The sequence below is a fragment of the Nisaea sp. genome (assembly GCF_965216895.1).
In the GTDB taxonomy this organism is placed as follows: Bacteria; Pseudomonadota; Alphaproteobacteria; order Thalassobaculales; family Thalassobaculaceae; genus Nisaea.
This window is the reverse complement of sequence record NZ_OZ244205.1, coordinates 2,141,903-2,162,135: the sequence shown is the minus strand read 5'-3', so window position 1 is coordinate 2,162,135 and position 20,233 is coordinate 2,141,903. Positions and strand designations below refer to the sequence as shown.

Genomic DNA, 20,233 nt, shown 5'->3' with positions numbered 1-20,233 from the left:
GTGGCAAGCCTGTTTGAAACCGAAGCGCCGCGGCCGCTCGCCGACCGGCTCCGGCCAAAGACGCTCTCCGAAGTGGTGGGGCAGGATCACTTGCTCGGTCCGGAGGCGCCGCTTGGTCGGATGATGGCGCGCGGACGGGTGGCCTCGATCCTGCTCTGGGGGCCGCCCGGCTGCGGCAAGACGACGATCGCCCGCTTGCTGGCGGACGGCACCGACATGGAGTTCGAGCCGCTCTCCGCCGTGTTCTCCGGCGTCGCCGATCTCCGCAAGGTGTTCGACCGGGCGAAGGAGCGGCGTCAGATGGGGCGGGGCACGCTGCTCTTCATCGACGAGATCCACCGCTTCAACCGGGCCCAGCAGGACGGATTCCTGCCCTATGTCGAGGATGGCACCGTGGTGCTGGTCGGAGCGACGACGGAGAACCCCTCTTTCGAGCTCAATGCGGCGCTGCTCTCGCGCTGTCAGGTGCTTGTGCTGCGTCGGCTGGACGATGCGGCTTTCGACAAGCTGCTCGCCCGGGCTGAAGAGATCGAGGGCCGCAAGCTGCCGCTGGCCGACCAGGGGCGCGAGGCGTTGAAGGCGATGGCGGACGGCGACGGCCGCTATCTGCTGAACCTCGCGGAGGAGGTTTTCATGCTGCCGCCGGAACCTCTGCTCGACGCCGCGGCGCTCGCCCAGACCGTGCAGCACCGCGCGCCGGTCTACGACAAGAACCGGGAAGAGCACTACAACCTGATCAGTGCGCTGCATAAGTCGCTCCGCGGCTCGGATGTCGATGCGGCGCTCTACTGGCTTTCCCGCATGCTGGCCGGCGGCGAGGATCCCGGCTACATCATGCGCCGGCTGACCCGATTTGCGTCCGAGGATATCGGCATGGCGGACCCGGCGGCGCTGCCCCAGGCGCTCGCCTGCTGGGACGCTTTCGACAGGATCGGTTCGCCCGAGGGCGATCTGATGCTGGCGCAATGCGTGATCTATCTTGCCACGGCACCGAAATCCAACGCGGCCTACAAGGCCGCCGGGGCCGCGAAGCGCGCGGCCAAGGCGACCGGCTCCCTGATGCCGCCCGCAAACATCCTGAACGCGCCGACGAACCTGATGAAGGATCTCGGCTACGGCAAGAGCTATGCCTACGACCATGACGCGCCGGACGGGTTCAGCGGCGCGAACTATTTCCCCGACGGCATGCAGCGGGAACGCTTCTACAATCCGGTCGAGCGCGGCTTCGAGCGCGAGGTGCAGAAGCGTCTGGCCTATTGGGACAAGCTGCGCCGCCAGAGAGGCGGCGATGACGGCTGACGGCGGTTTCGATCTCTATCTCGGGATCGACTGGTCCGGGGCGAAGGGCGCGCGGACGAAAGGTATCCAGGTTGCGGCGGCGGACCCCGGAAACGGACTGCCGAAGGTCATGCCGAGTCCGTATAGAGACAGCGGGGTCTGGTCCCGGCAGGATGTGCTCACCTATGTCGTCGCGACGGTCTCCGCTGGACAGCGCGTGCTTGCAGGGTTCGATTTCGCCTTCTGCTATCCGTACGAGGACGAGGGGAGCTATTTCCCCGGGCTGGAGGATACGCCGGCCGGACCGAGCGAAGTCTGGGCATTGGTCGAGAAAGCCGCTGAAAAGGACCCCGAACTCTACGGCGCGGCGCTCTACCAGCGTTCCGACTTGCCCTACCGCGATTACTTCATGGCGCCGGGATGGTTCGGCGATCTGTATCGCCATCGCCAGCGCCGGACAGAGTCGGCGTCCTCGGCTGTGACAACGCCGCACCCCGTCTTCAAATGCATCGGCGCGGCGAATGTGGGCACCGGATCTCTTGCGGGAATGAGATTGCTTCACAGGCTTCGGCAGGCCGGTCCGGAAGTCCGCATCTGGCCGTTCGATCCGGAACCGGGCGGACGGCTGACAGTGGTCGAGATCTTTCCGCGGCTCTTTTTTCGCCGCGCGGGCGGTGATCCGCGCGCCTGGAGCGATCCCGCGAATCTTGCGTCCGTACTGGCACATTACGGCTCGCAGAGCGGGTCGCTGCCGCCGGTCCGGACTGAAGACGAGGCCGACGCCCTGATCTCGGCCGCTGCACTTCGCGCGCTTTCCTCCGAGCGTTCGCTCTGGCGGCAGGCGCAACATCCGGCGGCCGCGAGGGAAGGCTGGATATTCGGCGCCGCTTGGGATAGCAAGCGCGGATGAAAATGCTCATGGCCATAGCGCTCGGCGGAGCGTGCGGTGCGCTTGCCCGCCACAAGGTGGGCTCTTTCGCCATGCACTGGCTCGGCCTGGGTTTTCCCTACGGAACGCTCACGGTGAATGTCACGGGGTCCTTTCTGCTGGGACTCCTCGCCGGGGGGCTCGCCTTCAGGTTCAGTTTGCCGCTTGAGGCCCGCGCTTTCCTGCTGGTCGGCTTCTGCGGGTCCTTCACCACCTTCTCGGCATTTGCGCTCGATTTCGCCCACTTGACGACACGCGGAAACCTGATGCTCGGAGGGATATATGTCGCGGTTTCGGTGGCGGGAGCCATTCTGGCGATGTTCGCCGGTCTCGCCGTGATGAGGGCAATTTTCGCATGAGCGGTGTCAGGACGGTCCCGGTCAAGGCCGACGAAGCGGAGATGCGGGTCGACCGCTGGTTCAAGAAACATTATCCGGGGCTCGGGCACGGGCGGCTCGAGAAACTGCTGCGCAAGGGAGAGATCCGGGTCGACGGCAAACGGGCGAAGGCGAACCAGCGTCTGGAAACCGGCCAGGAGGTCCGGGTGCCGCCGATGGGCGAAGCCGAGACCGCGGTACCGGCGGCAGACAGACGGTCGAGGAAAGTGCCGGAACCGGACGCGGCGCTCGCCGAGGATCTGCGCCGGCGCATCCTTTTCATGGACGACGATGTCATCGCGCTCGACAAGCCGGCCGGTCTCGCGACCCAGGGCGGTACCGGACAGACGATCCATCTCGACGCGATGCTGGACGCGCTGCGCTTTGACAAGCCCGAGCGGCCGAAGCTGGTGCACCGGCTCGACAAGGATACGTCCGGCGCGCTGCTGATCGCACGCTCGGCGGCCGCCGCGCGCTGGCTCACGGCCGCCTTCCGCGCCAAGACCGCGCGCAAGATCTACTGGGCGCTGGTGGTCGGCGAGGTGAAGCCGAAGGCCGCCCGCATCGACCTTCCGATCGCAAAACTCCCGGGCAAGGCCGGGGAAAAGATGGCGGTGGATTTCGAGGAGGGCAAGAAGGCACAGACCGACTACGAGGTGGTCGAGCAGCTTGCCAAGCGGGTCGCCTGGGTCGCCCTCAGCCCGGTCACCGGGCGCACCCATCAGCTCCGTGTTCACATGATGGAGCGCCGCGCGCCGATCGTTGGCGACGGAAAGTATGGCGGGCAGGAGGCGTTCCTCGTCGCCGAGGGGCTCTCCCGGAAGCTGCATCTGCATGCGCGGGAGGTCGAGGTCACGCGTCCCAACGGGTCGCTCTTGCGGGTTACCGCGCCACTGCCGGAGCACATGCTGAAGGCCTGGGAGTTCTTCGGTTTCGACCCGGAGGGCGGGGCCGACGCGCTGCGCGAGGAGGTCTAGATGGCGGCAGGCGATCCCCTGCGGCTCGTGGTCTTCGACATGGACGGAACCCTGATCGACAGCCAACACCATATTGTCGCCTCAATGACCCGTGCATTCTCTGATCACGGTTTCGCTGCCCCGGACCCTGCATCGATGCGGGCCGGTGTGGGATTGCCGCTCGAGACCATTTTCCGATCCCTGCTGCCGGGCCATGAACCGGGTGTCTACGAGCGGCTGGTCGTGGCCTACCGGGAGGATCACCGCGACAAGCTGGATCGGGGCCAGCGGCACGAACCGTTGATGCCCGGCGCCCGGGAGGTGATCGAGCGATTGGATGCGGCCGGATATCTGATCGCTCTCGCGACGGGGAAGGGAACCAGAGGCGCCCGTCACGCGTTGGAGGTGCATGGCTTGATCGATTATTTCGTCAGTATCCAGACAGCGAACACGGCGCCGGGAAAACCGCATCCCGGCATGCTTCTTCAGGCAATGGACGAGGCCGGTGTCGAGGCGCGCGACACGATCATGGTCGGCGACACGGTGTATGACCTCGAACTGGCGCGCAATGCGGCGGTGGCTTCTGTCGGCGTGACCTGGGGGTATCACGAGCGGGACGCGCTCTGTTCTTATGGAGCGGGCGCAGTGATCGACCATTTCGACGAGCTCGATGCGGCAGTCGAGCGGCTCTTGGAGAACAAGTAGGAGCGGCGTGATGCGCTTTCTGAAATATGGCCTCCTCGGCCTTCTGGCGCTTGTCTTCGTCGCAGTTGCCGGCGCCGCGATATTCGTCCTCAGGCTCGACTCCGAGGATGTGAAAACGCTTGTCGCCGAACAGGTCGAGAAGGCGACGGGGCGCTCATTGACGATTGCGGGCCCGCTCAGCTACGAGTTGTCCTGGACCCCGAAATTCCGTCTCGAGGATGTAAGTTTCCGGAATGCCGGCTGGGCCGAGACACCCGAAATGGTCAGCATCGGGATACTCGAGGCCAATCTCGACCTGAACCGGATATTCGACGGGATCGTCATCGTCGAGAGCTTGTTCATCGAGCATGCCAGCCTGAATCTCGAGCGCGACGCCGGTGGGCGCGCGAACTGGGCGTTTCCCGGTATCGAGGCTGCCGAGGACGAGGGGCCAATATCCCCGGGCGGACGCGGCGGTGTGTTCCCCGTATTCGAAAGCCTGACGCTGATCGATGTGGAGCTTGTCTATAACGACAGGCCCGGAGGGGTTCGGCATCGGGTCGATATCGCGTCGATCGATCTCGATGCGCCGGATCTCGAAAATCCCGTCGACGCGATCGTGGACCTGTCGGTCAACGGAAAGCGGATCGCGCTGTCCGGAAAACTGCCGCCCGCCGTGGCGCTCGGAAATGCGAGCGCTCCGCAGCCGTTCGATATCTCCGGCGAAGCCATGGGCGAGCCGTTCAAGGTCTCCGGCAAGCTTCTGTTCGCCTATGAGGACGGGGTCCCCGTGAACATCGCGCTTCAGGATTTGAAGGTTGCGGCGCTGTCTTCCGATCTTTCCGGTGAGTTCAAGTTCGACAGCTCCGGGAAAGTTCCCCGGATCTCCGCGACGCTGAAATCCGAGGTGATCGATCTGCGTCCGCTCGAGGCAGTGACCAGAGGCGCAGGCCAGCGCGGCGCGCAGGAGGACTCCTCCGGCGATCCTCGCGATATGCTCGACGAGCGCGTGCCGGCCGAATGGCTGGATGCCGCCGATGTCGCTCTTTCCCTGAACGTGAAGAACCTCAGAAGCTCGGCGGCGGATGTCTCGGATATCATCCTGACGGCGGAGATGCGGGACGGGAAACTCAGCATCGTGCCGTTCTGGGCGGTTTATGCGGGCTCGCCGTTCCGGCTCGAGGCGGATATCGCGCGGGAGGGAGGCGGTCTTTCCGGACGTGCGGGCCTTTCGATAAAGGGCGCGGATTTCGATCGACTCCTCGGCACGGCCGTCGATGCGCGCGGTCTGGAGGCAGGCGGGGATCTCGCCCTGCAAATTCAGACCTCCGGCACCCGGATGGGCGAACTGATCGCCGGTGCGACGGTGAAAGGCGACATGGCAATCCCGGTGGTCCGGTACAGGGACCCGGAAGGTCCCCAGGCCGGCCGTGATTTCTCGATCTCGAAATTCTCAATCGACCTGGACATCGCCGGTACGAACCCCGAATCCACTCTTAGACTGTTCGAGAATGCCGGCGATTTCGGGCTGGATACGCCGCTCAAGCAACTTGCTCTGAAGGGGCTCGAGGGCGAGGCTCATATCCGTGCGGCCGAAGTGATCGCGGCTCAGGACAAGGTGGAGCAGGTCGACATAGCCGTGACCCTGAGCGACGAGGTCCTCTCCTTTTCGATCCCGGAGATTATTCTCGCTGGAGCGCGTCTGCAGGCCTCTACCCGCATCGAACCGTCGGAAGACGAGAAGCTCCGGCTCTCCTCCCGCATTCTGTGGAACGGTGCGGACCTGTCCATGGCAACGCGACGTTTCGACATCGATGGCCGGGTCTCAGGACGGGCCGACATCGATGTCGATCTCATCGGGGAAGGGCGCACGATCGCTGCGGTCCTTTCCGGCATTGACGGAAAATTCGGTCTGGATATGACCGGAGTGAGCTATCTGCCGACGAACGCCGGGGCGGCCGAGAGAGTCGAGATCGAAACCCTCTCGCTCAAGGCGGAGTCGATGGAGGATCCGTTTGCCGGCCGGATCAAAGGCAGCTTTGGCGCGGAAGAGGTCGACATCTCCGGCCGGTTTCCGTCGATCAAGGCGCTGGTCCAGGAAGGCCAGGCACTGCCGTTCGACGTGACCGGCCGGGTTTCCGGGGAGAGCGTCGCAGTCAAGGGACAGCTCACGCTGGTCCAGGTCGACGACCGGTTCACCAGCTTCACCCTCTCGGGGCTCGACGCGAAAATCGGTCAGTCCGACATGACCGGATCGTTCAAGCTGGGCCTCGAAGGCAGCCGTCCGAAGTTCGATATCGTCCTGAAGAGTAACCGGCTCGATCTCGAGCCCTATCTCGATGACCGGATCGCGGCGAACCGCGAGCATTCCACGCCGGCCGGAGGAGCGCCCGGAAACAATGACGAACTACTCGACAAGCCGTTCCCGATCGAGGTTTTGGACCTGGCGGACGGGTCTCTGGACCTGATGGCGGCGGAACTTCGATTGCCCGGCATGAATGCGAGAAATCTCGATCTCAAGGCGAGGCTTCAGGATCGCGTGCTGACGGTCTTTCCCTCTGAAGGAGTCTTCAACGAGGGCCTGGCGAAGTTTCAAGCAAGGATCGATGGAAGCAAGGCACCGGTGGCCGATATTTCGCTCGACGGGACATGGACCGAGGCCCATTTCGGCAATGTGCTACGGGAGTATTTCGACAGCGACGTGATCAGCGGCTACGGCAATGCCTCGGTCGCGCTGACAGCGACCGGCCGGACGCCGCGCGAGACGATGGACACGGTTGGCGGGCATGCCGCGATCTATATGAAGGACGGGAAGATCTCGAACACTTACTGGGAGCTGATCGCCGCCGATCTGGTGACCAGCCTGCTGCCGTTCGTCGGCAGGACCGCAGAGAAGGAAGGCGCGCTCAACTGCATGGCGTCGCGGTTCGACATCAAGGACGGAACTGCCGATTCGACCGTGTTTCTGGTCGACAGTTCCCGGGTGACGGTTGGTGGTGACGGGACCGTGAACCTGCGGGACGAAACGGTCGATTTCATCCTTCACCCGAAGCCGAAGGACTTCAGCTTCGTCAGCCTCGCGACCCCGATCCGGATCAATGGCGCTTTCACCAATCCGACGATCCTGCCGGACGCGGTCGGCCTGGCGAAGACAGCTGCCATCGGGGCCGGTTCGGTGGCCATGACCGCGATCAATCCCTTCGCCCTGGTGCTGCCGCTGGTCTCGGTCGGATCCAGCGGCGATCCATGTCCCGCCGCCATTGCCTTGGCGGAAGGCAAGAGCCCGGAAGAAGCGGCAAAAGCCGGCGCGGAGTCCGACACGTCGGCCGGTGAGAAAAAGGGCGCGGCCTCAAAGCCCGCCGACGAGGTCATGAAACTTCCCTCGAAGGCAGTCGACGGTATCTTCGGCGGGATCAAGAAGCTTCTGGAGTAACGCGTGAAACGTTTCTACAAGACCGCGACCGTCGGTCCGGCGGACGGTGGCTATCAGGTGCAGCTCGACGGGCGGCCGATCCGAACCCCGGCCAAGGCACCGCTTCTGCTGCCGGTCGAGGGACTGGCCGCGGAGATCGCGGCCGAATGGGACGCCCAGGGCGAGACGATCGAACCGGCAACCATGCCTTTCATGTCGCTTGCCTCGACCGGGATCGACCGGGTGACACCACAGCGCGACGCCGTGATCGACCAGATCGCGGCCTATGGCGGTTCCGACCTTGTTTGCTACCGCGCGGAAGCGCCGGCGGACCTGGCGGAGCGGCAGAGAGCCTCGTGGCAGCCTTTGCTCGACTGGGCGGAGGGGCGATTCGACGCCCGGTTGACGGTGACCGCCGGGATCATGCCGGCGGTACAGCCGGAGCCGGCTTTGCGGGCGCTCCGCCTCGGTGTCGCGGGCTATGATGATTTCGTGCTCTCCGGCCTTTATCAGCTCACCACCGGGTTCGGCTCTCTTGTCATCGCCCTCGCGGTGGCGGAAGGCAGGGTCGATCCGGCGAAAGGCGTCGAACTCGCCTTGCTCGACGAGCTCTTTCAGGTCGAGCGGTGGGGCGAGGATTCCGAGGCCGCGGCGCGGCGCGAGGCGCTCGCCCGTGACATGGAAAATGCCGGGCGGTTCATCGCCATGTGCCGGGTTTGACGCGCTGCACAAGCTGGGCCTATCGTTGCGCGTTCAGGGGAGAAGACGCATATGCAGGACATCATTCAGCGGCTCGAGGAAATGCGCGACGGCGCGCGCATGGGCGGCGGCGAGAAGCGGGTCAAGGCGCAGCATGCCAAGGGCAAGCTGACCGCGCGGGAGCGGATCGAGATCCTGCTCGATGAAGGCTCGTTCGAGGAATGGGACATGTTCGTCGAGCACCGCTGCACCGATTTCGGCATGGCCGAGAACAAGGTGCCGGGCGACGGCGTGGTGACCGGCTACGGCACCGTCAATGGCCGCATGATCTTCGTCTTCAGCCAGGATTTCACCGTATTCGGCGGATCGCTGTCCGAGGCCCATGCGGAAAAGATCTGCAAGCTGATGGATCAGGCGATGAAGGTCGGCGCTCCGGTGATCGGCCTCAATGACAGCGGCGGCGCCAGGATCCAGGAAGGCGTCGCCTCCCTCGGCGGTTATGCCGAGGTGTTCCAGCGCAATGTGCTCGCTTCCGGCGTGGTGCCGCAGATCTCCATGATCATGGGCCCCTGCGCCGGCGGCGCGGTCTATTCGCCGGCCATGACCGATTTCATCTTCATGGTGAAGGACAGCTCCTACATGTTCGTCACCGGCCCGGATGTGGTGAAGACGGTGACCCACGAGACCGTGACCCAGGAGGAACTGGGCGGTGCGGTCACCCACTCGACCAAGTCCGGCGTGGCGGATCTCGCGTTCGAGAACGACGTCGAGGCGTTGCTGCAGCTCCGCCGCTTCATCGACTTCCTGCCGGCGAACAACCGCGAGAAGCCGCCGGTCCGGCCGACCTCGGACGTGATGGACCGTCCGGAAATGTCGCTCGACACGCTGGTGCCGAGCAATCCGAACAAGCCCTATGACATGAAGGAGCTGATCGAGAAGGTCGTCGACGAGGGCGATTTCTTCGAGATCCAGCCGAATTTCGCGGGCAATATCCTGATCGGTTTCGCCCGCATGATGGGCTCGACCGTAGGAATTGTCGCCAACCAGCCGATGGTGCTGGCCGGCTGCCTCGACATCGAGAGCTCGAAGAAGGCGGCGCGTTTCGTGCGCTTCTGCGACTGCTTCAATATCCCGATCGTCACCTTCGTCGACGTGCCGGGGTTCCTGCCGGGCACCTCTCAGGAATATAACGGCATCATCAAGCATGGCGCCAAACTGCTCTACGCTTATGCCGAGGCCACGGTGCCGAAGATCACCTTGATCACACGCAAGGCCTATGGCGGCGCCTATGACGTCATGAGCTCGAAACATCTGCGCGGCGACCTCAACTTCGCCTGGCCGACGGCGGAGATTGCGGTGATGGGACCGAAAGGCGCGGTGGAGATCATCTTCCGCGGCGACCTCGGCGACGAGGAGAAGATCGCCGAGCGCACAGAGGAATATCGCCACAAGTTCGCCAATCCCTTCGTTGCCGGTGCGCGCGGCTATATCGACGACGTCATCATGCCACACAACACGCGGCGCCGGATCTGCCGGGGGCTATCGATGCTGAAGAACAAGCAGCTCGAGAATCCCTGGAAGAAGCACGACAACATCCCGCTCTAGAGAGTACCGGACATGCGAGTGGTCTACACGGAGGGACATGCGGCGCACGCCCCGAAACGCTTCATCATGCGCGGCGCGATCGGCAAAAGCCCCGAGAAGCCCGCACGGGCGGAAATCCTGTTCAAGGCGGCAACGGAAGCCGGGCACGAGACGGTGCCGGCGAAGGCGCACGGGGTCGGGCCGGTGGCCCGGATCCACGATGAAGGTTATCTAGATTTTCTTGAGAATGGTTGGGCGCGCTGGTGTGAGCTGCCCGACCATGCGGACGAGATCGTGCCGAACGTGCATTCCGGCCGCAACATGTCCCAGCCCCCGCGGCATATCGTGGCCCAGGCGGGCCATTACCAGGCGGATACGGCCTGCCCGATCGGCCCCGGCACCTGGGAGGGTGCGCTTGCCTCCTCCGACGTTGCGGTGACCGCAGCGGATTTCCTGGCGGACGATCTCGATGCAGGCAATCGGCGAGCCTACCTCTACGCGCTCTGCCGTCCGCCGGGGCACCATGCCTATGCCGACCAGGCGGGCGGCTTCTGCTTCCTCAACAACTCCGCCATCGCCGCCCAGCGCCTGCGCGACCGCGGCGCGGCCAAGGTCGCGATCCTCGATGTGGACGTGCATCACGGCAACGGCACGCAGGGCATTTTCTACGCGCGCGGCGATGTGCTGACCGTCTCCCTGCACGGCGATCCGGCGGAATATTACCCCTTCTTCACCGGCTTCGCGCACGAGACGGGGGAGGGCGACGGCGCGGGCGCCAACGTCAATTACCCGCTCCCCCGCGGCACCGGCGACGATGCCTATCTGGAGGTCCTCGGAGACGCGCTGGAAACGGTAGCGAGCTTCAAGCCGGACGCTTTGGTCGTCGCTCTCGGCCTCGACGCCTCCGAGGCCGACCCGCTGGCCTACTGCAAGATCACGACGGACGGCTTCCGGCGCATGGGACAGGCAATCTCGGAGGCCGGACAGCCGAGCCTGCTGGTGCAGGAGGGCGGCTACATCTCGGACCAGCTCGGCGCCAACCTCGCGGCGTTTCTGGGCGGTTTCGAGGGGGCCCGGAGCTAGGAGATCGGCCCCGCCCGGATCTCGCGGAGCAGCTTTCGCCGGATCGCCTTCACATAGTCCTCGTAATCGTCTGCGGTGATCACGAAGGCGCCGGGGCCGGTGATGACGTATTCCTCGAAATAGCCGCCGAGATCGAGCACCTGGTTCTGGATCGCGAGGCCGTTGACGATTACCCCGGCATCTCTCGCGAACTCGCGCCCGTCGCGCATGGTGCGACCGGAATTGTTGAAGCCGTCGCCGGATATGTCGATGACCTGCCGCTGGCCGGCATAGCTGTTCGTGGTGAAGAGGGGGACCGCGTAGAAAATCGCCGCCGAGAGGGAGGTCGCGCCGGTCTCCACGATCCGGGGCGAGTCGGCGATTTCGGCCGCCAGGGCGTTGGCGCTCTCCGGGCTGTCGATCAGGCGCCAGGGAATGCTGACCGCTTGCCGGTCGACGCTGGACCATTCGACCAGGGAAACCGCGATGGCCTGGAAGGCGCCGCCCTCGATCGCGGCCTGCACTTCGGGATCGCCGAAGGCGAGGGCGAGGCCGCGGAGCTGCAGGTCGAACTCGAAGCGGTCGACGCTGGCCGAGGAGTCGAGCGCGAGGACGAGTTCCAGGTCGACGGGATGGTCGGTTTGCGCAATGGAGGACGGGGCGAGCAGCAGGAGACAGAGGCCCAGAACCGTTTTCAGTATCCGCAAGCTCTCACCTTCATGCTTCGTTTCCGCAACCTGCCTCAGGGATGCGGCAGGAGCGAGGCCTCTTTCCATGATGGGTCAAGGCTCGGTCCGACTGCAACGGGCACGTCGCGCAGCTCACGGAACAGTTTGCGGAAAATCGCGTTCCGGTAGTCCACGTAGTCCTTTGCCGTTTCGGCAAAGGCCCGGTCGCCGCCGATCACCCGGTCCTGAAAATAGATGTCGAGATGGGGGAATTCGTTGCGGATGGCGAGGCCGTTGATGGTGATGCCGCGGGCCAGCACCTGGGCCCGCGCGACGTGAAGGTCGAGACCCTGGTTGTTCTCGCCGTCCGCCGACATGTCGATCACCCGGCGGTAGCCCTCCATGCCGTTGCCGTTAAAGGTTTCGGCGGCGAACAGTAGCGCATTTGCGATCGAGGTGGCGCCGGTTCCGATGGTGCGGGGCATGGCGGCGATCTCGTCCGCGATCCTGTCGGCGTCGGTCGGACCGGCTAGCAGCCGCCACGGGACCGCCACGTTCTGGAAGCGGTCGCTGGACCATTGGATCACCGAGATCCCGATCGCCCCCTCGACCCCACCCTGGATCGCCTCTTGGATCATCGGGTCGCGGAAGGCATTCGCCATGCCGGCGACCTGAAGGGAGAACTCTTCGTCATCGACGCTGGAGGAGCAGTCGATCGCCAGGACCAGTTCGATATCGACCGGGATCTCGGCCCGTCCCGTGGCCGGGGCGACGGTCAGGAGGCAGAGCACGGCAAGGACGAGGCGCAGCATGGTTCACCAAGGCTGTTTCTGTCGGGTCCCCATCCTTGCAGGACATTGTGAAGAATCCGTGTCTGCCGGCGGCTAATGTGACGGAACCGCTTCGCTTTCTTCCCAGTCGGGTTCCTCGTCGTCCCGGAACTCGTCGAAATAGGGATCGGAGAAGTCGTCGCCGTCGAGCGGATAGACCACTTCCGGGCGGTAGATCGGTCCGTCCCGGTTCAGAAAGCTGCGGTAGAGCGTGAAAGACCCGACCGGGAAAGGCGCGACGCGGAACGGGCTCGCCTCGCAGATCAGGCTGTTCACCCGGTCGAGCGGTGCATCTCTGAAGCGCGCCAGCGTGATATGCGGCTTGAACTTGCGGGTCTCACGCGCCGCGCCGACCGAATCGAGCGCGGTGTCGATCTTGCGTTGCAGGTGAGAAAGCTCGTCGCTGGCGGGAGTCCGGGCCCAGAGTGCCCGAACCTTGCCCTTGGTCTCGAAGCAGCCGAAGCCGTCGATCTCGAGGTCGAAACCGGGCTCGCGGATCCGGTCCAGCCGTTCCACGATATCGTCCATCGCCCGGTTGTCGACCTCACCGATGAAGCGGAGCGTCAGGTGAAAGTTCTCCTCGGCGACCCAGCGGGCTCCCGGAAAACCGCGCCGCAGACCTGTCAGGGCGGACCTGACATGCTCGGGCAGCGCGAGCGCGACGAACAACCTGTTCATACAAGCTGCGTATCACGCTCGCGTTTCCTGTCAAGGACAGGGCATGCAGTAGAGGTGATGGATGCGCTCGATCTCCTCCAGGAGATCGTCCGGAAGGGTCATATCCCACGTATCGATATTGCTTTTCAGCTGTTCCATCGTGGTCGCCCCGATAATGTTCGAGGTGGTGAACCGGCGGGTGTTGACGAAGGCGTTGGCAAGGTCCGCAGGCGCGAATCCGAACTCTCGGGCGAGCTCGGCATAGGCGATGGTGGCGGGCTCCGCGTTCGGCGTCGAATAGCGGGAGAAATTGCCCGGGAACATGGTCATCCGGGCGCCGGCCGGCTTTGCGCCGTCGAGATACTTGCCGCTGAGGACGCCGCCGGCGATGGGCGAATAGGCGAGCAGGCCGCAGTTCTCGCGGATCGCCACTTCCGCCAGCCCGACCTCGAAGCTCCGGTTCAGCAGGTTGTAGGGATTCTGGATCGAGACCACCCGCGGCAGCCCCATCGTCTCCGCGAGCGAGACGCATTTCATCGCACCCCAGGGTGTCTCGTTGGAAAGCCCGACATGACGGATCTTGCCTTGCTTGACGAGGTCCGCGAGCACGCCGAGGCTTTCCTCCAGCGGCGTCCAGGCCTCGTCCTCGACATGGGTGTAGCCGAGCTTGCCGAAACTGTTCACGCTGCGCTCCGGCCAGTGCAGCTGGTAGAGGTCGATATAGTCCGTCTGCAGCCGCTTCAGGCTGTCTTCGACCGCCTGCGTGAGGTGCGCACGGTCGAATCTCGGCTTGCCGTCGCGGATATGGGCGAAGCGTTCGCCCGGTCCCACCGCCTTGGTCGCAAGGATCACCTTGTCGCGCTTGCCGCTGGCCTTGAACCAGGTGCCGATGACCTCTTCGGTGCGGCCGTAGGTCTCGGCCCGCGGCGGTACGGAATACATCTCCGCCGTATCGAAGAAGTTGACGCCGCGCTCCAGCGCGTAGTCCATCTGATCGTGACCTTCGGCCTCGGTGTTCTGTTCGCCGTAGGTCATGGTGCCGAGGCAGATCACACTGACGCGCAGGTCCGTTCGTCCAAGCGGGCGGTATTCCATCGATTGATCTCTTCCATTGATTTCAGGCGGGCGGGACGGGCCCGGAAGAGGCGGAGTTTAGTCGGGGTCTCCGTCGGGGATCAACGGGCAGCTGTTTCGCTCCGCGCAATGAGTGCTTTCACCTGCGGGAGAATGCGCTCGACGATCACGGACACGCCTTTCGAGGTCGGATGGATGCCATCCGCCTGGTTGAGCGCGGGATCGCCGGCGACACCGTCTAGGAAGAAGGGATAGAACAGCGCCCCGTGCTGCTCCGCCAGGTCGCGGAACACGGCCTCGAATTCCACGCCGTATTCCCGGCCGAGATTGGGCGGAGCGAGCATGCCCGCGAGGAGCACCGGCAGACCGCGTTCTCCGAGCGTGGTGAGGATCGCGTCGAGATTGCGCCGTGTCTCCGCCGGGTCGAGGCCGCGCAAGCCGTCATTGGCGCCGAGCTCCAGGATCACGGCATGCGGATCGGAGGCGAGGGCCCAGTCGAGCCGCGCGCGGCCGCCGGCACTGGTATCGCCGGAAACCCCGGCATTCGTCACCTCGACCTGCAGTCCCTCGGCTGCGAGGGCGCGCTGGAGCTGGTCGGGAAAGCTTTCGCCCGGGGGCAGGCCGTAGCCGGCCATCAGGCTGTCGCCAAGCCCGAGAATGCGGGTTTCGGCATCCGCCGGCCCGGTCGCCGCGTAGAAGTAAGCAAGAAGCGCCGCAAATGCGAGGAGCGACGCGCGAACGGTTCGGTATGCGGCGTTGCAATACGCATTGCCGTCCCCATATGCCCGGGACGCGCCCTTTCCCGGTATATTCGGCGATCCATGCCTGCTTTGCCGACGGATTATAGAAGAGGAACTCATGTCACTGATCCGGTTGTCCGACCTGCACCTTAACCTGAGAAGCGGGGCGGGCGAGGTCAATATCCTGCGCGGTATCGATCTCGACGTGAGCGACAGCGAGACCGTCAGCATCGTCGGTCCGTCCGGTGCCGGGAAATCCACCCTGATGATGGTGATGGGCGGGCTGGAGCAGGCGAGTTCCGGGTCCGTCACTGTCGCCGGTCACGACCTTTCGAAGATGAACGAGGATGCGCTCGCCGAGTTCCGTCGCGATACGGTCGGGATCGTGTTCCAGGCCTTCCGGCTGGTGCCGACGATGACAGCGCTGGAGAATGTGGCCATACCGCTCGAACTTGCCGGGCATCCGGAGGCCTTCGCACTCGCCGGGGAGAGCCTCGATCGGGTAGGACTGGGCCACCGGGTGACGCACTACCCGGACCAGCTCTCCGGCGGCGAGCAGCAGCGCGTGGCGATCGCCCGCGCCTTCGTCACCCGTCCGAAACTGTTGCTGGCGGACGAGCCGACCGGGAATCTCGATGGCGCCACGGGCGACCGGATTATGGAACTGCTTTTCGAGTTGAGCGAGCGACACGGCACTACCCTGGTGCTGATCACTCATGACATGGCGCTTGCCGAGCACTCCTCCCGGGTCATCTCGATGGCCGACGGCAAGATCGTCGAGGACACCGGCCCGCGTCCCGTGCGTGCCGTCGCGGAGACCGCCAAGACGGCGGGCAAGCGGCAGAGCGCCTGATGGAAAACCTGTCCATCGCTCTCAAGATCGCGCGGCGCGAATTGCGTGGCAGCGCCTCCTCCTTCCGGGTCTTCCTTGCCTGTCTCGCCCTCGGCGTCGCCGCCATGGCCGGCGTCGGCTCCGTCTCCTTCGCCATGATGGCGGGTGTGGAGCGGGATGCGCGGGAGATTCTCGGCGGCGATGTCGATATCCGCTTCAGCCATCGCGAGGCGACGCAGGAACAAGAGGCCTGGTTCCGCCAGTCCGGCCGCGTCGCGGAAACGGTGGAAATGCGTGCCATGGCGCGCAAATCCGACGGTGACCGCCGGACCCTGGTTGAACTCAAAGGTGTCAGCGACACCTATCCGTTGTTCGGCGCCATGGATCTCCGGAACGGCGGTGCGATCCAGGAGGTCCTCGCCGCGCGCGGCGGCGTCTTCGGCGCGGTCATCGACAGCTCGCTCGCGGCGCGGCTGGAACTGGCGCCGGGTGACCGCCTGAGGATCGGCGAGGCCGAAGTAGAGGTCCGTGACATCATCGTCAAGGAACCCGACCGGGCCGTCAGTTTCGCGTCCTTCGGGCCGCGCGTGATGATCTCCACGGCCGCCCTCCCGGAGACCGGACTGGTCCAGCGCGGCAGTCTGATCCGTTTCCATTACCGCATCGCGCTCGAATCGGACGTTGCCGGAGCGGACTGGATCGAACGGACAAACGCGAAATTCCCCGATGCCGGCTGGCGAATCCGCGGTGTCGACCGGGCGGCGCCCGGCTTCGACCGTTTCATTTCACGCGTGACGCAGTTTCTCACCCTCGTCGGGTTGACGGCGCTCCTGGTTGGCGGAGTCGGCATCGCCAACGCGGTGCGCAGCTTTCTCGACCGCCGGATGGCGACCATCGCCACGCTGAAATGTCTCGGCGCCTCGACCTCGACGGTTTTCACTGCCTATTTCATCCAGATCATGGCCGTGGCCTCGGTCGGTATCGGCATCGGTCTCCTGTTCGGCGCGGTGGCGCCGCTGATCGCCGGCAGGCTGGTCTCCGGCATGCTGCCGTTCGAGGTTCCGGGCGGGATCTACTGGGGGCCGCTCCTCGGCGCCGGCGCGTTCGGCTATCTCACCACCATCGCCTTCTCGCTCTGGCCGCTCGGTCGTGCGGGATCGGTGCGCGCGGCGCAGCTCTTCAGGGCCCTGATCGTTCCGCCGGGCGGCCGTCCACCACGGCGCTACATTCTCTGGAGCGCTGTCAGCGCCGTCGCGCTTGCCGCCCTCGTCCTGGTCACGACCGACGATCCGAAGCTTGCCGGGTCCTTCATCGCCGGCGCCGTCGGCGTCCTGCTGCTGTTCGGCGGCGGAGCGCTGCTGGTCGTCCGCGCCGCCCGTGCCGTTCCGGCGCCGAAGCGGCCCGACCTCCGCCTCGCGGTCGCCAACCTGCATCGGCCGGGCGCACCGACCGCGAGCGTCATACTTTCGCTCGGGCTCGGCCTCACGGTTCTGGTCGCGATCGCGCTGGTGGAGGCCAATCTGTCCCGCCAGCTTCGGGAGCAGCTTCCCGAAATGGCACCGTCCTACTTCTTCATCGACATCCAGCCGCACCAGGTCGAGGACTTCATCACCACGGTGGAGAGCGTCCCCGGCATCGGGAAGATGGAGCGCACGCCGATGGTGCGTGGCCGGATCGTCGAGATCGCGGGCGTGCCCGCCGGCGAGCGCAAGGTCGATCCGGACGTGCAATGGACCATCAACGGCGACCGCGGCCTGACCTACGCCGCGACCCCGCCGCCCGGCACCGACCTGGTCGAGGGCGAATGGTGGCCGTCGGATTACGAGGGGCCGCCGCTGCTCTCCTTCGACGCGGAGATCGCGCGCGGTTACGGCATCGGCATCGGCGACACGATCAAGCTGAACGTGCTCGGCCGCGAGATCACCGCAACGGTGCACAATCTGCGCAATATCGAGTGGCAGTCCCTCGGGATGAATTTCGTCTTCGTCTTCGCCCCGGGTACGCTCGAGGCGGCGCCGCACAGCATCATCTCGACGGTCTACGCGGACACGCCGGAGGCGGAGGAGGCGGTGCAGCGCGCAGTGACAGACCGCTTCCCCAATGTCTCCGCAATCAGGGTGAAGGACGCGCTGGAGAATGCCGGCCGGATCATGGACGCGGTGGGGATCGCGATCCGCATCACGGCCTCCGTGACCCTGCTCGCCGGCGTGCTGGTGCTCGCGGGAGCGGTGATTTCCGGTCATCAGCGGCGGATCTACGATGCGGTGGTGTTGAAGGTGCTCGGCGCGACACGGCGCAAGGTGCTGACCGCCTATGTCATGGAGTACGGCCTCCTCGGGCTCGCGACCTCGCTGGTCTCGGCCCTGATCGGGACGGTCATCGGCTACCTTGTAATTGCCCTGCTGATGCGCGCGGATTTCGCCTTCGATACGGTTTCGGTGGTTGCGACCGCCGCCCTCTCGACGCTGCTGACCATCGGGCTCGGCCTCGTCGGGACCTGGAGCGCTCTCTCGCAGAAGGCGGCACCGCTGCTTAGAAACGAGTAGGGGACGGGCCGCTCCTGCCGGAGCGGCCCCTGCGCCCCGTCGGGTCAGGCGACCGAGAGTTTCACGTCGATATTGTTCCGCGTCGCGTTGGAATAGGGGCAGACCTGGTGGGCTTTCTCGACCAGATCCTGAACTGCCGCTTTGTCCGCGCCCGGGATCGAAACGCTGAGCGAGACCTCGAGGCCGAAACCGCCTTCCGAACGCGGCCCGATGCCGACCTCGGAACTGACCGTGGTGTCCTCGGTGATCGTCACGTCCGACTGATCTTGGGAGGCGACGAACTTCATCGCGCCGAGGAAGCACGCGGCGTATCCGGCCGCGAAGAGCTGTTCCGGGTTATTGCCGGCCCCGCCGGCCCCGCCCAGTTCCTTCGGGGTCGCGAGGGTCACCTCGAAAGCGCCGTCACTGGTCTTGGCCTTGCCGTCGCGTCCGCCGGTCGCGGTGGCGCCGGTCGTGTAGAGAACATCCACGGGCATCGTATCATCTCCTTCTCGAGGGTTAGAAATATCGTGCACGATTTAAATGGCGATTCACGTGCAGGAGTCAAGCGCTTGCGATTTAATCGCGCACAACTAAATTGAGGTCTGAAAGCGCTTGGAGAGAGATATGCCCGCCGCACCTGCCGACCAGATTGTACGTCCGCCGCTGGAGGACATGCTCTGCTTCGCCCTCTACAAGGCGCATCACGCGATGAACCGGGTCTATAAACCGCTGCTCGGCGAGCTCGGATTGACCTATCCGCAATATCTGGTGCTGCTCGCGCTCTGGGAACGGGACGACCAGAATGTCGGCCAGCTCGGCGCGCTGCTGCATCTGGAATCCAATACCCTCACACCTCTCCTGAAGCGCCTGGAGACAGCGGGACTCGTGCACAGGCGCCGGGCTGCCAACGATGAGCGGCAGGTCTTGGTCTCCCTGACCGAAACCGGCCGGGCGATGCAGGAGAGATCGCAGGGGGTGACGCAGTGCGTTCTTGAGACCCTCGGCATGGCTCATGAAGAAACCCGGCCGCTCGTCAGCAGCGTATCCGGCGTCGCCGACGCTCTGGTCGCCGGGCGCGAAGCCTGATTGCGGCGCCTTTTTGTCGGCCAAATCATCGCTATCATGAAGGCCATCGACCGAGGAGCTCCGAGATGAAGATCATTCCGCCGACCGTATTCCTGCTTGGGCTGACGCTTGCCGTGGCCGGCGGCCCGGCGCGTGCGGCTACAGACGAAGCGCCCGCCGATACCATCGAGCGCGGCGCGCAACTCGTGATCGACGGCCTGAGGGCTTTCTTCTCCTCGATCCCGCAATACGAGCCGCCGGAAGTCCTGCCGAACGGGGACATTATCATCCGCCGGGTGAAACCCGATGCACCCGAAGCGGACGAGAAGAAAAGCGGCGAGGACGACGGCAAGGGTCTGAAGCTCTGATCTTGCCGTAGAGCCGTTTCTAGGTGAGTGCCGCGACCGTGGCGTTGGCGGCCGCGCGGAGCGCGGACGGGGCGACTTCGAACACCGCGTTTGGCGCGCCCGCCGCAGCCCAGACGGTCGGATAGCCGAGCAGGTCTTCGTCCATCCAGGTCGCGACCGGAACGAGATGCCCGATCGGCGAAACGCCGCCGATCGCGAACCCTGTGATCTCGCGCACCTCTTTCGGGTCGGCCCGCCCCAAAGGCTCTCCCGCGGCGGCGGCGGCCTTCGCGAGGTCGACCTGGTTGCTGCCGGAGACCAGCAGCAGTTTCAGTTCGCCGCTCTCCGCGCCCTTGAAGATCAGCGATTTAACGATCTGTCCGACCTCGCAGCCGCAGGCCGCGGCCGCCTCTTCCGCGGTCCGGGTCGAGTCCGGCATGCGCAGGATTTCTGTGGCAAGGCCGGCAGCTTCCGCCGCAGCCTTGACGCGGTTGACGCTCTTGCTCATGACG

General features: G+C 65.0%; 20 protein-coding genes. 13 read left to right on the top strand and 7 right to left on the bottom strand.

Annotation, left to right across the window (positions count from 1 at the left end; genetic code table 11):
• Genes ACOOE1_RS10355 through ACOOE1_RS10315 form a run of 9 tightly spaced genes read left to right on the top strand, consistent with a single transcriptional unit; the run spans position 1 to position 11,001 of the window.
• A complete protein-coding gene (locus ACOOE1_RS10355) occupies positions 1-1,299 on the top strand; it encodes a replication-associated recombination protein A (RefSeq protein ID WP_420406271.1) in 1,299 nt (432 codons plus the stop codon).
• A complete protein-coding gene (locus tag ACOOE1_RS10350; RefSeq protein ID WP_420406270.1) occupies positions 1,289-2,188 on the top strand; it encodes a hypothetical protein in 900 nt (299 codons plus the stop codon). Before ACOOE1_RS10355 ends, ACOOE1_RS10350 begins: the two co-directional genes overlap by 11 nt.
• On the top strand, positions 2,185-2,565 hold the full coding sequence (gene crcB / locus ACOOE1_RS10345) for a fluoride efflux transporter CrcB (protein WP_420406269.1): 381 nt from the start codon (positions 2,185-2,187) through the stop codon (positions 2,563-2,565). Before ACOOE1_RS10350 ends, crcB begins: the two co-directional genes overlap by 4 nt.
• Positions 2,562-3,560, top strand: a complete 999-nt coding sequence (locus ACOOE1_RS10340; RefSeq protein WP_420406268.1) for an RluA family pseudouridine synthase — start codon at positions 2,562-2,564, stop codon at positions 3,558-3,560. Before crcB ends, ACOOE1_RS10340 begins: the two co-directional genes overlap by 4 nt.
• A complete protein-coding gene (locus tag ACOOE1_RS10335; protein WP_420406267.1) occupies positions 3,561-4,244 on the top strand; it encodes an HAD-IA family hydrolase in 684 nt (227 codons plus the stop codon). It begins immediately after the preceding gene.
• Positions 4,210-7,656, top strand: a complete 3,447-nt coding sequence (locus ACOOE1_RS10330; RefSeq protein WP_420406266.1) for an AsmA family protein — start codon at positions 4,210-4,212, stop codon at positions 7,654-7,656. Before ACOOE1_RS10335 ends, ACOOE1_RS10330 begins: the two co-directional genes overlap by 35 nt.
• Positions 7,657-7,659: 3 nt before the next feature.
• Positions 7,660-8,355, top strand: a complete 696-nt coding sequence (locus ACOOE1_RS10325) for an ATP12 family chaperone protein (RefSeq protein ID WP_420406265.1) — start codon at positions 7,660-7,662, stop codon at positions 8,353-8,355.
• Positions 8,356-8,406: 51 nt separating this feature from the next.
• On the top strand, positions 8,407-9,939 hold the full coding sequence (locus ACOOE1_RS10320; RefSeq protein WP_420406264.1) for an acyl-CoA carboxylase subunit beta: 1,533 nt from the start codon (positions 8,407-8,409) through the stop codon (positions 9,937-9,939).
• A gap of 12 nt (positions 9,940-9,951) precedes the next feature.
• Complete coding sequence (locus tag ACOOE1_RS10315; protein ID WP_420406263.1) at positions 9,952-11,001, top strand: histone deacetylase family protein; 1,050 nt, start codon at positions 9,952-9,954, stop codon at positions 10,999-11,001.
• Here ACOOE1_RS10315 and ACOOE1_RS10310 read toward each other — a convergent pair.
• The 5 genes from ACOOE1_RS10310 to ACOOE1_RS10290 all read right to left on the bottom strand — a co-directional run bounded on the left by ACOOE1_RS10310 (position 10,998) and on the right by ACOOE1_RS10290 (position 14,868).
• Positions 10,998-11,687, bottom strand: a complete 690-nt coding sequence (locus ACOOE1_RS10310) for a DUF1194 domain-containing protein (protein WP_420406262.1) — start codon at positions 11,685-11,687, stop codon at positions 10,998-11,000. The genes ACOOE1_RS10315 and ACOOE1_RS10310 overlap by 4 nt on opposite strands.
• A gap of 35 nt (positions 11,688-11,722) precedes the next feature.
• Positions 11,723-12,460, bottom strand: a complete 738-nt coding sequence (locus ACOOE1_RS10305; protein ID WP_420406261.1) for a DUF1194 domain-containing protein — start codon at positions 12,458-12,460, stop codon at positions 11,723-11,725.
• A gap of 72 nt (positions 12,461-12,532) precedes the next feature.
• Positions 12,533-13,156 (bottom strand): RNA 2',3'-cyclic phosphodiesterase, encoded by a 624-nt coding sequence (thpR, locus tag ACOOE1_RS10300; protein ID WP_420406260.1) that lies wholly within the window; start codon positions 13,154-13,156, stop codon positions 12,533-12,535.
• A 30-nt stretch (positions 13,157-13,186) separates the two neighbouring features.
• The gene (locus ACOOE1_RS10295) at positions 13,187-14,230 is read right to left on the bottom strand and encodes an NADP(H)-dependent aldo-keto reductase (RefSeq protein WP_420406259.1); all 1,044 of its coding nucleotides are present in this window, start codon (positions 14,228-14,230) and stop codon (positions 13,187-13,189) included.
• Between the two features lie 80 nt (positions 14,231-14,310).
• The gene (locus tag ACOOE1_RS10290) at positions 14,311-14,868 is read right to left on the bottom strand and encodes an arylesterase (protein WP_420406418.1); all 558 of its coding nucleotides are present in this window, start codon (positions 14,866-14,868) and stop codon (positions 14,311-14,313) included.
• Between the two features lie 199 nt (positions 14,869-15,067).
• Between ACOOE1_RS10290 and ACOOE1_RS10285 the strand changes: the two genes are divergently transcribed.
• Together ACOOE1_RS10285 and ACOOE1_RS10280 are read left to right on the top strand one after the other, a co-directional pair.
• Positions 15,068-15,802: an ABC transporter ATP-binding protein gene (locus ACOOE1_RS10285; protein ID WP_420406258.1), complete on the top strand. Its 735-nt coding sequence runs from the start codon at positions 15,068-15,070 to the stop codon at positions 15,800-15,802.
• The gene (locus ACOOE1_RS10280) at positions 15,802-18,327 is read left to right on the top strand and encodes an ABC transporter permease (RefSeq protein WP_420406257.1); all 2,526 of its coding nucleotides are present in this window, start codon (positions 15,802-15,804) and stop codon (positions 18,325-18,327) included. The genes ACOOE1_RS10285 and ACOOE1_RS10280 overlap by 1 nt, the downstream gene beginning before the upstream one ends.
• Before the next feature lie 44 nt (positions 18,328-18,371).
• Here the strand turns inward: ACOOE1_RS10280 and ACOOE1_RS10275 are convergent, their stop codons facing one another.
• A complete protein-coding gene (locus tag ACOOE1_RS10275; RefSeq protein WP_420406256.1) occupies positions 18,372-18,803 on the bottom strand; it encodes an organic hydroperoxide resistance protein in 432 nt (143 codons plus the stop codon).
• Between the two features lie 130 nt (positions 18,804-18,933).
• On the opposite strand from ACOOE1_RS10275, the gene ACOOE1_RS10270 reads away from it, so the two are divergent.
• Together ACOOE1_RS10270 and ACOOE1_RS10265 are read left to right on the top strand one after the other, a co-directional pair.
• Entirely contained in the window at positions 18,934-19,395 is a 462-nt protein-coding gene (locus tag ACOOE1_RS10270; RefSeq protein WP_420406255.1) for a MarR family winged helix-turn-helix transcriptional regulator, read from the top strand.
• A 65-nt stretch (positions 19,396-19,460) separates the two neighbouring features.
• Positions 19,461-19,742, top strand: coding sequence for a hypothetical protein (locus ACOOE1_RS10265; RefSeq protein ID WP_420406254.1), 282 nt, complete (start codon positions 19,461-19,463; stop codon positions 19,740-19,742).
• A gap of 19 nt (positions 19,743-19,761) precedes the next feature.
• On the opposite strand, the gene ACOOE1_RS10260 is transcribed toward ACOOE1_RS10265, so the two are convergent.
• A complete protein-coding gene (locus tag ACOOE1_RS10260) occupies positions 19,762-20,229 on the bottom strand; it encodes a YbaK/EbsC family protein (RefSeq protein WP_420406253.1) in 468 nt (155 codons plus the stop codon).
• Positions 20,230-20,233 lie beyond the last annotated feature (4 nt).

Coding starts and splice junctions, on each gene's coding strand:
- ACOOE1_RS10350 (WP_420406270.1), top strand. CDS start 1,289: ATGACGGCTGACGGCGGTTTCGATCTCTATCTCGGGATCGACTGGTCC.
- crcB (WP_420406269.1), top strand. CDS start 2,185: ATGAAAATGCTCATGGCCATAGCGCTCGGCGGAGCGTGCGGTGCGCTT.
- ACOOE1_RS10340 (WP_420406268.1), top strand. CDS start 2,562: ATGAGCGGTGTCAGGACGGTCCCGGTCAAGGCCGACGAAGCGGAGATG.
- ACOOE1_RS10335 (WP_420406267.1), top strand. CDS start 3,561: ATGGCGGCAGGCGATCCCCTGCGGCTCGTGGTCTTCGACATGGACGGA.
- ACOOE1_RS10330 (WP_420406266.1), top strand. CDS start 4,210: ATGCGGCAGTCGAGCGGCTCTTGGAGAACAAGTAGGAGCGGCGTGATG.
- ACOOE1_RS10320 (WP_420406264.1), top strand. CDS start 8,407: ATGCAGGACATCATTCAGCGGCTCGAGGAAATGCGCGACGGCGCGCGC.
- ACOOE1_RS10315 (WP_420406263.1), top strand. CDS start 9,952: ATGCGAGTGGTCTACACGGAGGGACATGCGGCGCACGCCCCGAAACGC.
- ACOOE1_RS10305 (WP_420406261.1), bottom strand. CDS start 12,460: ATGCTGCGCCTCGTCCTTGCCGTGCTCTGCCTCCTGACCGTCGCCCCG.
- thpR (WP_420406260.1), bottom strand. CDS start 13,156: ATGAACAGGTTGTTCGTCGCGCTCGCGCTGCCCGAGCATGTCAGGTCC.
- ACOOE1_RS10295 (WP_420406259.1), bottom strand. CDS start 14,230: ATGGAATACCGCCCGCTTGGACGAACGGACCTGCGCGTCAGTGTGATC.
- ACOOE1_RS10285 (WP_420406258.1), top strand. CDS start 15,068: ATGTCACTGATCCGGTTGTCCGACCTGCACCTTAACCTGAGAAGCGGG.
- ACOOE1_RS10280 (WP_420406257.1), top strand. CDS start 15,802: ATGGAAAACCTGTCCATCGCTCTCAAGATCGCGCGGCGCGAATTGCGT.
- ACOOE1_RS10275 (WP_420406256.1), bottom strand. CDS start 18,803: ATGCCCGTGGATGTTCTCTACACGACCGGCGCCACCGCGACCGGCGGA.
- ACOOE1_RS10270 (WP_420406255.1), top strand. CDS start 18,934: ATGCCCGCCGCACCTGCCGACCAGATTGTACGTCCGCCGCTGGAGGAC.
- ACOOE1_RS10265 (WP_420406254.1), top strand. CDS start 19,461: ATGAAGATCATTCCGCCGACCGTATTCCTGCTTGGGCTGACGCTTGCC.
- ACOOE1_RS10260 (WP_420406253.1), bottom strand. CDS start 20,229: ATGAGCAAGAGCGTCAACCGCGTCAAGGCTGCGGCGGAAGCTGCCGGC.